The following is a 12,139-nucleotide window of genomic DNA, read 5'->3' as shown; positions in this document are numbered from 1 at the left end:
GCAAGCCCGCTCCCACATTAGTTTTTCATCGCCCACGCGACCTTAAATATCCCCAGGCACCCTCGCCTTCTCCCGGGCATGTTCCCGGCTGATCAGCCCCTGGCTGACCAACGCCTTCAAACTCATGTCCAGCGTCGTCATCCCCAGCGCCCCACCCGTCTGGATCGCCGAATACATCTGCGCCACCTTGTCCTCGCGGATCAAATTACGAATCGCCGGTGTGCCGAGCATGATTTCGTGAGCCGCCACCCGCCCGCCGCCGACCTTCTTCACCAGCACCTGGGACACCACCGCCTGCAATGACTCCGAGAGCATCGAGCGGACCATGGTCTTTTCCCCCGCCGGAAACACATCCACCACCCGGTCCACGGTTTTAGCCGCCGACGTGGTGTGCAACGTGCCAAACACCAGGTGCCCGGTTTCCGCCGCCGTCAGCGCGAGCCGAATGGTTTCCAGGTCTCGCAATTCGCCCACCAGGATCACATCCGGGTCCTCCCGCAATGCCGAACGCAGGGCCGCCGAGAAACTGTGGGTATCGCGATGCACCTGTCGCTGGTTGATCAGGGCATTTTTCGGTTGGTGGATAAACTCGATCGGGTCTTCAAGGGTGAGGATGTGCTGGCGACGATGGGTGTTGAGGTAGTCGATCATCGCTGCCAGGGTGGTGGACTTGCCGGAACCGGTCGGCCCGGTGACCAGCACCAGCCCCCGGGGCAAGTCTGCGATGCGCCGGAACACCTCGCCCAACCCCAGGTGTTCCAGGCTCTGCACCGTTGAGGGGATGGTACGAAACACCGCGCCCATGCCCCGGTGCTGCTGGAACACATTCACCCGAAACCGCGCCACCTCGGGCAACTCGAAGGCAAAATCCGTTTCAAGAGATGTTTCGAAATCCTTTTGCTGGTGATTGTTCAGCAAAGGGCTGAGCAACGCCGCCACTTGCACCGGCGCAAGTACAGGCCAATCGAGTGGCCAGATCTCGCCATCCACTCGCAGCATCGGCGCCAACCCCGCCGACAGATGCAGGTCGGAGGCCCGCAGGCGTACGCCGGCGGCCAGCAGTTCAGTGATATCCATAGGGCTTTCCATTTCCAGTAGAATGCCGCGGACTCCATATCCACGGGCGCAACTTGAATGTCGACCATAGCAGACAACATCGGCCTGGTTTCCGAGCGGATCCGGGCAGCCGCCGAGGCCGCGCAGCGCGACGCAGGCAGCGTGCACCTGCTGGCCGTGAGCAAGACCAAACCCGCACAGGCCGTGCGCGAAGCCTATGCCGCCGGGATGCGTGACTTTGGCGAGAACTATCTGCAGGAAGCCCTGGGCAAACAGGCCGAATTAACCGACCTGCCCTTGAGTTGGCACTTCATCGGCCCCATTCAATCGAACAAGACTCGTGCGATCGCCGAGAACTTCGCCTGGGTGCATTCCGTGGACCGCCTGAAAATCGCACAACGCCTGTCCGAACAACGCCCGGCTGACCTGCCGCCGCTGAATATCTGCATCCAGGTCAACGTCAGTGGCGAAGCCAGCAAGTCCGGCTGTACACCCGCCGACCTGCCCGCCCTGGCCGAAGCCATCAGCGCCCTGCCGCGCCTGAAGCTGCGCGGCCTGATGGCGATTCCCGAGCCGACCGACGACCGTGCAGAGCAAGACGCAGCCTTCGCCACCGTGCGCGACCTGCAAGCGAGCCTCGACCTGGGGCTCGACACACTTTCCATGGGCATGAGCCATGACCTTGAGTCGGCCATCGCCCAAGGGGCCACCTGGGTGCGGATCGGTACCGCCCTGTTTGGTGCCCGCGACTATGGCCAGCCGTGAAATGGCTGACTTCCATCTGAGTAAGGACCTGTCATGAGCAACACGCGTATTGCCTTTATCGGCGCCGGCAACATGGCGGCCAGCCTGATCGGCGGCCTGCGGGCCAAGGGCCTGGAAGCACAACAGATTCGCGCCAGCGACCCGGGCGCCGACACCCGCGCCCGCGTCAGCGCCGAGCACGGCATCGAAACCTTCGCCGACAACGCACAAGCGATCGAAGGCGTTGACGTGGTGGTACTGGCGGTCAAGCCGCAGGCCATGAAAGCCGTGTGCGAAAGCCTGCGGCCTAGCCTCAAGCCCCATCAACTGGTGGTGTCCATCGCCGCCGGCATCACCTGTGCCAGCATGAACAACTGGCTCGGCGCTCAGCCGATTGTGCGTTGCATGCCCAACACCCCGGCGCTGCTGCGCAAGGGCGTGAGCGGCTTGTACGCCACATCCGAAGTCACTGCCCAACAGCGCGACCAGGCACAAGAGCTGCTGTCCGCCGTAGGTCTCGCCGTGTGGCTGGAACAAGAGCAGCAACTGGACGCCGTCACCGCCGTCTCCGGCAGTGGCCCGGCGTATTTCTTCCTGCTGATCGAGGCCATGACCGCCGCTGGCGTGAAACTCGGCCTGCCGCAGGAAGTCGCCGAGCAACTGGCCGAGCAGACCGCACTGGGCGCCGCGCAGATGGCCGTGACCAGCGATGTCGACGCGGCCGAGTTGCGCCGTCGCGTGACCTCGCCCGGCGGCACGACCCAGGCGGCAATCGAATCGTTCCAGGCCGGGGGCTTTGAAGCCCTGGTGGAAAAAGCACTGGGTGCCGCAGCACATCGTTCGGCCGAAATGGCCGAGCAGCTGGGCAAATAGTCGTCCCCCACATAGGAATCAAACATGCTCGGAATCAATGACGCTGCCATTTTCATCATCCAGACCCTGGGCAGCCTGTACCTGCTGATCGTGCTGATGCGTTTTATCCTGCAACTGGTGCGGGCGAACTTCTACAACCCGCTGTGCCAGTTCGTGGTAAAGGCCACGCAGCCGCTGCTCAAGCCTCTGCGCCGGGTGATCCCGAGCCTGTTCGGCCTGGACATGTCGTCGCTGGTATTGGCGCTGCTGCTGCAGATCCTGCTGTTCGCGGTCATCCTGCTGCTCAATGGCTATCAGGCCACCACGCTGCTGTTGCTGCCGTGGGCCTTGATCGGGATCTTCTCGCTGTTCCTGAAGATCATTTTCTGGTCGATGATCATCAGCGTGATCCTGTCCTGGGTCGCTCCGGGCAGCCGCAGCCCGGGTGCCGAACTGGTGGCACAGATCACTGAGCCGGTGCTGGCACCGTTCCGTCGCCTGGTACCTAACCTGGGTGGCCTGGACATCTCGCCGATCTTCGCGTTTATCGCGATCCAGCTGCTGCAAAGCTGGGTGATTCCACGCTTGGCGTTCTACGCATTCATGCCCAAAGAACTGTTCGGTCTGATCTGACAACAATGTGGCGAGGGAGCTTGCTCCCGCTGGGCTGCGCAGCAGCCCCAAAACGGCCGACCGCGTTGCATCTGCGAAATCGCGGCAACCGGACCGGGACCGCTTCGCGCTCCAGCGGGAGCAAGCTCCCTCGCCACAAAAAGCCTTAAAAACACCAGCCGCAGGCCTTTGCTTGCCGCTGGGTGCAGCGGTCTTTAGACTTACGCCTCATTTAAACGAGAGCAGGGTCGATGCCAACTGCCTTCCCCCCCGATTCTGTTGGACTGGTCGTGCCCCAAGTGGCGCATTTCAGCGAACCGCTGGCCCTGGCCTGCGGCCGTTCGCTGCCCGCCTACGACCTGATCTATGAAACCTACGGCCAACTGAACGCTACGGCCAGCAACGCCGTGCTGATCTGCCACGCCCTGTCCGGCCACCACCACGCTGCGGGTTTCCACAGCATGGACGAGCGCAAGCCCGGCTGGTGGGACAGCTGCATCGGCCCCGGCAAGCCCATCGACACCAACAAGTTCTTCGTGGTCAGCCTGAACAACCTCGGCGGCTGCAACGGCTCCACCGGCCCCAGCAGCCTCAACCCGGAAACCGGCAAGCCGTTTGGCGCCGATTTCCCGGTGCTGACCGTGGAAGACTGGGTGCACAGCCAGGCGCGCCTGGCCGACGTACTGGGCATCGCCCAATGGGCCGCCGTGATCGGCGGCAGCCTGGGCGGCATGCAGGCCCTGCAATGGACCATCACCTACCCGGACCGCGTGCGCCATTGCCTGGCCATCGCCTCGGCCCCCAAGCTGTCGGCGCAGAACATCGCCTTCAACGAAGTGGCGCGCCAGGCGATCCTGACCGACCCCGAGTTCCACGGCGGTTCGTTCCAGGAAGCGGGCGTGATCCCCAAGCGCGGGCTGATGCTCGCGCGCATGGTCGGGCACATCACCTACCTGTCGGATGACTCCATGGGCGAGAAATTCGGCCGTGGCCTCAAGAGCGAGAAGCTCAACTACGACTTCCACAGCGTCGAATTCCAGGTCGAGAGCTACCTGCGTTATCAGGGCGAGGAGTTTTCCGGGCGTTTCGACGCCAACACCTACCTGCTGATGACCAAGGCCCTGGACTACTTCGACCCGGCGGCGAATTTCGACGATGACCTGGCGCGCACCTTCGAGGCGGCCACCGCCAAGTTCTGCGTGATGTCGTTCACCACCGACTGGCGCTTCTCCCCGGCCCGCTCGCGGGAATTGGTGGATGCGCTGATGGCCGCCAAGAAAGACGTCTGCTACCTGGAGATCGACGCACCGCAAGGCCACGACGCCTTCCTGATCCCGATCCCGCGTTACTTGCAGGCCTTTAGCAATTACATGAACCGAATAGCACTGTGAGAACGCCATGAGAGCCGACCTGGAAATCATCCAAGACTGGATCCCCGCCGGCAGCCGCGTGCTCGACTTGGGTTGCGGCGATGGCGAACTGCTGAGCTGGCTGCGCGACAACAAGCAAGTCACCGGCTATGGCCTGGAAAACGATCCGGACAACATCGCCCAGTGCGTGGCCAAGGGCATCAACGTGATCGAGCAGGACCTGGACAAGGGCCTCGGCAACTTTGCCAGCAACAGCTTCGACATCGTGGTCATGACCCAGGCCCTGCAAGCCGTGCACTACCCGGACCGGATCCTCGACGAAATGTTGCGCGTCGGCCGCCAGTGCATCATTACTTTCCCCAATTTCGGCCACTGGCGCTGCCGCTGGTACCTGGCCACCAAGGGCCGCATGCCGGTGTCGGACTTCCTGCCGTACACCTGGTACAACACGCCCAACATCCACTTCTGCACCTTTGAAGACTTCGAAGCGCTGTGCGGCGAGCGCGAAGCCAAAGTCATCAACCGCCTTGCCGTCGATCAACAGCATCGTCACGGCTGGGCGAGTAAGCTATGGCCCAACCTGCTGGGTGAGATCGGGATCTACCGGGTCAGCAGCCCGGGCCTGACGGACCACCAGATTGCCGTCTAACCATTTTCAAGGAGGACGATCATGAGTCGCCTGGCTGTTTTTCTACTCACCGCGTGCCTGAGCGTCAGCGCTATGGCGGCGGATGTTATCGATGGTAATCGTCAGAAAGAATTCGGCGATATCACGGTGCACTACAACACCCTGACCACCAGCTTCCTGACGCCGGAAATGGCTCAGGAAGCCGGGATCGTACGCAGCAAAGAGCTGGGCATGATCAATGTGTTCGTAAACAAGGGCGTCGAATCGATAGACGCCACCGTTACCGGCACAATCAAGGATCTGGGCGGCAAGAGCGAGATGCTGACGTTCAAGAAAATCACCCAGAAAGGTTCTACGCTTTACGTCGCCCAGTACCCGGTGCCGCAGCAGGAAACCAAGATTTTCACCATCAACGTTGAAACCGGTGGCAAAGCCCACGGTTTCAGTTTCAACCAGGAACTGTTTCCGGCGCAATGATGAACCTTACTCAACTCGTACTGGCCAGCCATAACGCCGGCAAGCTCAAAGAACTCCAGGCCATGCTCGGCGACTCGGTGCAACTGCGCTCGATTGGCGAGTTCAGCCAGGTAGAGCCGGAAGAGACCGGCCTGTCGTTTGTCGAGAACGCCATCCTCAAGGCCCGCAACGCCGCGCGTATTTCCGGCCTGCCGGCACTGGCTGACGATTCTGGCCTGGCCGTGGACTTCCTGGGCGGCGCGCCTGGCATCTACTCGGCACGTTACGCCGACGGTAAAGGCGATGCGGCCAACAACGCCAAGCTGCTGGACGCCCTCAAGGACGTGCCCGACGCGATGCGCGGCGCGCAGTTCGTCTGCGTGCTGGCCCTGGTGCGTCACGCCGATGATCCATTGCCGATCCTCTGCGAAGGCTTGTGGCACGGGCGCATCCTGCATGCGGCCAGCGGCGAGCACGGTTTCGGTTATGACCCGTTGTTCTGGGTGCCGGAGCGCAATGTCTCCAGCGCCGAATTGAGCCCGGCCGACAAGAACCAGATCAGCCACCGCGCCCGCGCAATGGATTTGCTGCGCCAGCGCCTGGGCATGAAATGACTCAGAACACCTCCGCGCAGCCACTGATTCTCGGTGGCGCGCAAACACCTCGGGCGGCCCTGCCTCACCTGCCGCCCCTGGCGCTGTATATCCACATCCCGTGGTGCGTGCGCAAATGCCCCTATTGCGACTTCAACTCCCACACCGCCAGCAAGGTGCTGCCGGAGGAAGAGTACGTCGACGCGTTGCTGGCCGACCTCGATCAGGACCTGCATGCAGTGTACGGCCGTGAGCTGAGTTCGATCTTTTTCGGCGGCGGCACCCCAAGCCTGTTCAGCGCCGCTGCCCTGGGCCGGTTGCTCAAGGGCGTGGAAGCGCGCATCCCGTTTGCCGGCGATATCGAGATCACCCTGGAAGCCAACCCCGGTACCTTCGAGCAAGAGAAGTTCGTGGCGTACCGCAAGCTGGGGATCAATCGGCTGTCGATTGGCATCCAGAGTTTCCAGCAGGAAAAACTCGAAGCCCTGGGCCGCATCCACAACGGTGACGAAGCCGTGCGTGCCGCCGGCATGGCGCGCCAGGCCGGGTTCGACAACTTCAACCTGGACTTGATGCACGGTTTGCCCGATCAGTCCCTGGAGGACGCCCTGGGCGACCTGCGCCAGGCCATTGCCCTCAAGCCCACGCATCTGTCCTGGTATCAACTGACCCTGGAACCCAACACCGTGTTCTGGAACCAGCCGCCCGTGCTGCCGGAAGACGACACCCTGTGGGACATCCAGGAAGCCGGCCAGGCGCTGCTCGCCGAACACGGTTACGCCCAGTACGAAGTCTCGGCCTACGCCCAACCGGGCCGGCCGGCGCGGCATAACCTGAACTACTGGAGCTTTGGCGATTTTATCGGCATCGGCGCCGGTGCCCACGGCAAGCTCAGCCATCCGGATGGGCGCATCGTGCGCACCTGGAAAACCCGGGCGCCGAAGGACTACCTCAACCCGGCGAAAAACTACCAGGCCGGCGCGAAAGAACTGACCAACGAAGAGTTACCGTTCGAGTTCCTGATGAACGCCCTGCGCCTCACTGACGGCGTCGAAGCCAGGCTTTACGCCGAGCGTACCGGCCTCGACCTGGCCAGCCTCGATGAAGCTCGCCGCGAGGCAGAACAAAGTGGCCTGATGCAGGTCGAACCGTCACGCCTGGCGGCCACCGACCGCGGGCAACTCTTTCTCAATGACCTGCTGCAGAAGTTTTTGAGCTGATTGCTCTTAAGGAAATCAAATGGATCTGGTACTCGACCTGCTCGCCACCGTATCCCGCTGGAGCCGTAGCAACCTGTCGGAAATCTCCCTGGCGTTGGTAGGCTGCCTGCTGGTGCTGTTTGGCGCCGACATCAAGGGCTGGGTCGAAGCACGGCTGGGCAGCATCGCGGGTGCGCTGCGCGTGCCGCTGATGGCGCTGGTGTGCATGATCGGCAGCGGTGCAGCACTGATCTATGCCACGCCGTGGATTGTTCGCGGGTTGAGCCAGTTCAACAACTACAGCCTGGCGCCGGTGTTGTTGGTGGTGCTGGTGTTGATTGGGGTGGTGGCGGATCGCCGCTGACCTTAAGCGCGGCACAAAACAAATGTGGGAGCGGGCTTGCTCGCGAATGCGGTGTGTCAGTCAGCGTAAATGTCGACTGATCTACCGCATTCGCGAGCAAGCCCGCTCCCACATTTTTTACTGCATTTCAAGCCTGGGACTTATCAGTCCACTTTCTCGAACTTCAAATCCCAAACCCCATGCCCGAGTCGCTCGCCGCGACGTTCGAACTTGGTGATCGGCCGCTCGGCCGGGCGCGGGACGCATTTGCCGTCTTCCGCCAGGTTGCGGTAGCCAGGGGCGACGTTCATTACTTCCAGCATGTACTCGGCATACGGTTCCCAGTCGGTGGCCATGTGCAGGATGCCGCCCACTTTCAGCTTGCTGCGCACCAGTTCCGCGAAGGAAGCCTGGACGATGCGGCGCTTGTGGTGGCGGCTCTTGTGCCATGGGTCCGGGAAGAACAGCATCAGGCGGTCGAGGCTGTTGTCGGCGATGCAGCGGTTGAGCACTTCGATCGCGTCGCAGTCGTAGACCCGCAGGTTGGTCAGGCCCTGAGTCAGCACGCCGTTCAGCAGCGCGCCAACACCCGGACGGTGTACTTCAACCCCGATAAAATCCTGCTCCGGCGAAGCCGCGGCCATTTCCAGCAGGGAATGGCCCATGCCGAAGCCAATCTCCAGGGAGCGTGGTGCCGAGCGGCCAAACACCTGGTCGTAATCCACCGGCGCGTCTGCCAGCGGCAGGACGAACAGCGGCGTGCCCTGCTCCAGGCCCTTTTGCTGGCCCTCGGTCATGCGACCGGCGCGCATCACAAAACTCTTGATGCGGCGGTGCTTGGACTCGTCGCCTTCTTCCAGGGTGTTCGGCGTTTCGTTTGATTCAGTCATCAATGGCTCTTACTTGATCAGACCATCCAGCGGCGAGGAGGCGCTGGCGTAAAGTTTTTTCGGCATGCGCCCGGCGAGGTACGCCAGGCGGCCGGCGACGATTGCGTGTTGCATGGCTTCGGCCATCATGATCGGCTGCTGGGCATGGGCGATGGCCGAGTTCATCAGCACCGCATCGCAACCCAGTTCCATGGCGATGGTGGCGTCGGAGGCAGTGCCCACGCCCGCATCCACCAGCACCGGGATCTTGGCTTCTTCAAGGATGATCTGCAGGTTGTACGGATTGCAGATACCCAGGCCGGAACCGATCAGACCGGCCAGCGGCATCACCGCGATGCAGCCGATTTCGGCCAGTTGGCGGGCGATGATCGGGTCGTCGCTGGTGTAGACCATCACGTCGAAGCCTTCCTTGACCAGGGTCTCGGCGGCCTTGAGGGTTTCGATCACGTTGGGGAACAGGGTTTTCTGGTCGGCCAGCACTTCCAGCTTCACCAGGTTGTGGCCGTCGAGCAGCTCACGGGCCAGGCGGCAGGTGCGCACGGCTTCGATGGCGTCGTAGCAACCGGCGGTGTTCGGCAGGAAGGTGTAGCGATCCGGCGACAGCACTTCGAGCAGGTTCGGCTCGCCCTCGATCTGGCCGAGGTTGGTGCGGCGCACGGCGAAAGTAACGATCTCGGCACCCGAGGCTTCGATGGCCAGGCGGGTTTCTTCCATGTCGCGGTACTTGCCGGTGCCGACCAGCAGACGCGACTGGAAGGTACGACCGGCCAAGACGAAAGGCTTGTCGCTACGAACGATGCTCATGGGAAATCCTCGAGTTGGGGTGAGGTTCTGCAGAATGCGGGTTGGCGCCCTGGAGCGCCGGACGGCTAGCCGCCGCCGATGGCGTGGACCACTTCGACCTGGTCACCCTCGGTGAGCGCGGTCTCGACGTGCTGGCTACGCGGGACGATATCCTGGTTGAGCTCCACTGCGACGCGGCGTCCGGTCAAGTCCAGACGGGTCAGCAGGGCCGCAACGGTTTCACCGTCGGGCAGTTCAAAGGGTTCGCCGTTCAACTGAATGCGCATGCCACGGGCCGCCATCGTTTTTAGGGGCCAGCATTCTAGCGTGATTGGCGTTGCTGGCCCAAGCCCCTTGGTCAGGCAGCCTGTAGACGCCACGCCGCCAAACCGAGGAAGAACCAGCCCAGCAGGAACGCCAGGCCACCAAACGGGGTGATGATGCCGAGCTTGCTGATGCCGGTCATGGTCAGCACATACAGGCTGCCGGAGAACAGCAGGATGCCCACGGCAAAGGACACCCCCGCCCACGTCACCAGCCTGCCCGGAATGTGCGCCGCCAACAGTGCCACGCCGAACAGCGCCAGGGTGTGCACCAACTGGTAGGTCACGCCGGTGTGGAAAATCGCCAGGTACTCGGCGCTCAGGCGGTTTTTCAGGCCGTGGGCGGCAAACGCGCCCAGGGCGACGCCGGTGAAACCGAAAAAGGCAGCCAGCATCAGAAAGCCACGCAACATGAGGAACTCCAGTCAGACTCAGGGGGCAGGGTCTGTATAATGGCCCGCTCAACGGGTTCGGCCAAGCCATCTCTATGCTGCGTCTCCTCTTCAAGCGTTTTCTCAAAGCCCTCAAGTGGTTTGCCATCGGCAGCGTGCTGCTGGTGCTGCTGTTCCGTTTCGTGCCACCACCGGGCACTGCGCTGATGGTTGAGCGCAAGGTCGAGTCCTGGGTCGACGGCGAGCCGATTGACGTACAGCGCACGTGGGTGCCGTGGGATCAGATCTCCGACGAACTTAAAGTGGCGGTGATGGCCGGCGAAGACCAGCGCTTCCCGCAACATTGGGGTTTTGATTTCGGCGCGATCCAGGCGGCATTGCAGCATAACGAGCGCGGCGGTTCGATTCGTGGCGCCAGCACCTTGAGCCAGCAGGTGTCGAAGAATCTGTTTTTATGGACCGGCCGCAGCTATTTCCGCAAGGGCCTGGAAGCCTGGTTTACCGGGCTGATCGAGATTCTCTGGCCCAAGCAGCGAATTCTTGAGGTGTACCTGAACAGCGTGGAGTGGGATGAAGGCGTGTTCGGCGCCGAAGCGGCGGCGCGGCATCACTTTGGCGTGAGCGCCAAGGCGCTGACCCGCCAGCAGGCCAGCTACCTGGCGGCGGTGTTGCCTAACCCGCGGGTGTGGAGTGCCAGCCATCCAACGTCGTATGTCGCGCGACGGGCGGCGTGGATTCGGCAGCAGATGAGTCAGTTGGGTGGCGACAGCTATTTGAATGAGCTGAACAACTCGCGCAAGGCGCCTTGGGCTGACTGACACCCCACAAAACAAAAGTGGGAGCGGGCTTGCTCGCGAAAGCGGTGTGCCAGTCAATACCTTAGGTGACTGATCCACCGCTTTCGCGAGCAAGCCCGCTCCCACATTTCGATCGCGTTGTCCTAGCTACCTGTGTCAGGCGGCGATCGACAGTTTCAGCTTGTTCATCGCACTCTTCTCGAGCTGACGAATCCGCTCGGCCGACACGTTGTACTTCTGCGCCAGGTCGTGCAGCGTGGCTTTTTCTTCTGCCAACCAGCGCTGGTAGAGAATGTCACGGCTGCGGTCGTCCAGCACTTCCAGCGCTTCGTGCAGGTTGTGATTGGAGTTGTCGCTCCAGTCGGCATCTTCCAGCTGACGCGCCGGGTCGTACCGGTGGTCTTCCAGGTAGTTGGCCGGCGATTGGAAGGCGCTGTCGTCGTCCGCTTCGGCGGCCGGGTCGAAGGCCATGTCATGGCCGGTCAGGCGACTTTCCATCTCGCGCACTTCACGTGGCTCTACGCCAAGGCTTTCGGCCACGCGATGCACTTCTTCGTTGTTCAGCCACGCCAGGCGTTTCTTCTGGCTGCGCAGGTTGAAGAACAGTTTGCGCTGGGCCTTGGTGGTCGCGACTTTCACGATGCGCCAGTTGCGCAGGATGAATTCGTGAATTTCCGCCTTGATCCAGTGCACAGCAAACGACACCAGGCGCACACCCATTTCCGGGTTGAAGCGCTTCACGGCTTTCATCAGGCCAACGTTGCCTTCCTGAATCAGGTCAGCCTGGGCCAGGCCGTAGCCGCTATAGCTACGGGCGATATGTACGACAAAACGCAGGTGGGCGAGCACCATCTGCCGAGCCGCCCCCAAATCCTGCTCATAGTAGAGACTCTCGGCCAGTTCACGCTCCTGCTCGGGCGTCAGCAATGGAATGCTGTTGACCGTGTGCACATAGGCCTCCAGGTTCGCACCCGGGACCAGAGCATAAGCAGGTTGCAAAGAAGTGGTCATACGAAAAAACCTCCGACTCACATAACTCGTGCAGTTCAGCACTGCGAAAATTGACCGGGAACCGTAGGACAAGTTCCCTAAACCACTGAT

Annotated in this window: 16 protein-coding genes; 10 read left to right on the top strand and 6 right to left on the bottom strand. The window is 62.0% G+C overall.

Going from position 1 to position 12,139, the window contains the following annotated elements:
- Nucleotides 1-42 precede the first annotated feature (42 nt).
- On the bottom strand, nt 43-1,077 hold the full coding sequence (locus HX824_RS18735; protein ID WP_177050264.1) for a type IV pilus twitching motility protein PilT: 1,035 nt from the start codon (nt 1,075-1,077) through the stop codon (nt 43-45).
- Between the two features lie 57 nt (nt 1,078-1,134).
- On the opposite strand from HX824_RS18735, the gene HX824_RS18730 reads away from it, so the two are divergent.
- The 9 genes from HX824_RS18730 (at nt 1,135) to HX824_RS18690 (ending at nt 7,874) form a co-directional block, all read left to right on the top strand.
- Nucleotides 1,135-1,821, top strand: coding sequence for a YggS family pyridoxal phosphate-dependent enzyme (locus HX824_RS18730; protein WP_008434154.1), 687 nt, complete (start codon nt 1,135-1,137; stop codon nt 1,819-1,821).
- Nucleotides 1,822-1,854: 33 nt separating this feature from the next.
- Nucleotides 1,855-2,673, top strand: a complete 819-nt coding sequence (proC, locus tag HX824_RS18725; protein WP_177054919.1) for a pyrroline-5-carboxylate reductase — start codon at nt 1,855-1,857, stop codon at nt 2,671-2,673.
- A 24-nt stretch (nt 2,674-2,697) separates the two neighbouring features.
- Nucleotides 2,698-3,285 carry a YggT family protein gene (locus HX824_RS18720; protein ID WP_003213764.1) on the top strand — a complete coding sequence of 196 codons (588 nt, stop codon included), beginning with the start codon at nt 2,698-2,700 and terminating at the stop codon, nt 3,283-3,285.
- Between the two features lie 230 nt (nt 3,286-3,515).
- Complete coding sequence (locus HX824_RS18715) at nt 3,516-4,655, top strand: homoserine O-acetyltransferase (RefSeq protein ID WP_008434158.1); 1,140 nt, start codon at nt 3,516-3,518, stop codon at nt 4,653-4,655.
- Nucleotides 4,656-4,662: 7 nt separating this feature from the next.
- Nucleotides 4,663-5,283 (top strand): methionine biosynthesis protein MetW, encoded by a 621-nt coding sequence (gene metW / locus HX824_RS18710; RefSeq protein ID WP_003213768.1) that lies wholly within the window; start codon nt 4,663-4,665, stop codon nt 5,281-5,283.
- A gap of 21 nt (nt 5,284-5,304) precedes the next feature.
- Nucleotides 5,305-5,739: a DUF4426 domain-containing protein gene (locus tag HX824_RS18705; RefSeq protein WP_003213770.1), complete on the top strand. Its 435-nt coding sequence runs from the start codon at nt 5,305-5,307 to the stop codon at nt 5,737-5,739.
- Entirely contained in the window at nt 5,736-6,332 is a 597-nt protein-coding gene (gene rdgB / locus HX824_RS18700; protein ID WP_177022331.1) for an RdgB/HAM1 family non-canonical purine NTP pyrophosphatase, read from the top strand. Before HX824_RS18705 ends, rdgB begins: the two co-directional genes overlap by 4 nt.
- Nucleotides 6,329-7,531: a radical SAM family heme chaperone HemW gene (gene hemW, locus HX824_RS18695; RefSeq protein ID WP_134327468.1), complete on the top strand. Its 1,203-nt coding sequence runs from the start codon at nt 6,329-6,331 to the stop codon at nt 7,529-7,531. Before rdgB ends, hemW begins: the two co-directional genes overlap by 4 nt.
- Before the next feature lie 19 nt (nt 7,532-7,550).
- Nucleotides 7,551-7,874, top strand: a complete 324-nt coding sequence (locus HX824_RS18690) for a DUF3392 domain-containing protein (protein ID WP_003213776.1) — start codon at nt 7,551-7,553, stop codon at nt 7,872-7,874.
- A gap of 143 nt (nt 7,875-8,017) precedes the next feature.
- Here the strand turns inward: HX824_RS18690 and trmB are convergent, their stop codons facing one another.
- From trmB to HX824_RS18670, 4 genes are all read right to left on the bottom strand, one after another.
- Nucleotides 8,018-8,743, bottom strand: a complete 726-nt coding sequence (gene trmB, locus HX824_RS18685) for a tRNA (guanosine(46)-N7)-methyltransferase TrmB (RefSeq protein WP_003213778.1) — start codon at nt 8,741-8,743, stop codon at nt 8,018-8,020.
- A gap of 9 nt (nt 8,744-8,752) precedes the next feature.
- Nucleotides 8,753-9,547, bottom strand: a complete 795-nt coding sequence (locus HX824_RS18680) for a thiazole synthase (protein ID WP_093204048.1) — start codon at nt 9,545-9,547, stop codon at nt 8,753-8,755.
- Nucleotides 9,548-9,612: 65 nt separating this feature from the next.
- Entirely contained in the window at nt 9,613-9,813 is a 201-nt protein-coding gene (thiS, locus tag HX824_RS18675; RefSeq protein WP_008434168.1) for a sulfur carrier protein ThiS, read from the bottom strand.
- Between the two features lie 71 nt (nt 9,814-9,884).
- Entirely contained in the window at nt 9,885-10,262 is a 378-nt protein-coding gene (locus HX824_RS18670; RefSeq protein WP_003213781.1) for a DUF423 domain-containing protein, read from the bottom strand.
- 74 nt (nt 10,263-10,336) lie between these two features.
- Here HX824_RS18670 and mtgA point away from each other — a divergent pair, with 74 nt between their 5' ends.
- Nucleotides 10,337-11,059, top strand: a complete 723-nt coding sequence (gene mtgA / locus HX824_RS18665; protein WP_087693250.1) for a monofunctional biosynthetic peptidoglycan transglycosylase — start codon at nt 10,337-10,339, stop codon at nt 11,057-11,059.
- Between the two features lie 135 nt (nt 11,060-11,194).
- Here the strand turns inward: mtgA and rpoH are convergent, their stop codons facing one another.
- Complete coding sequence (gene rpoH, locus HX824_RS18660; RefSeq protein ID WP_003176698.1) at nt 11,195-12,049, bottom strand: RNA polymerase sigma factor RpoH; 855 nt, start codon at nt 12,047-12,049, stop codon at nt 11,195-11,197.
- Between the last annotated feature and the right edge of the window lie 90 nt (nt 12,050-12,139).

This window comes from Pseudomonas sp. D4002, assembly GCF_013385665.1.
In the GTDB taxonomy this organism is placed as follows: Bacteria; Pseudomonadota; Gammaproteobacteria; order Pseudomonadales; family Pseudomonadaceae; genus Aquipseudomonas.
This window is presented reverse-complemented; position numbering and strand designations above follow the sequence as displayed.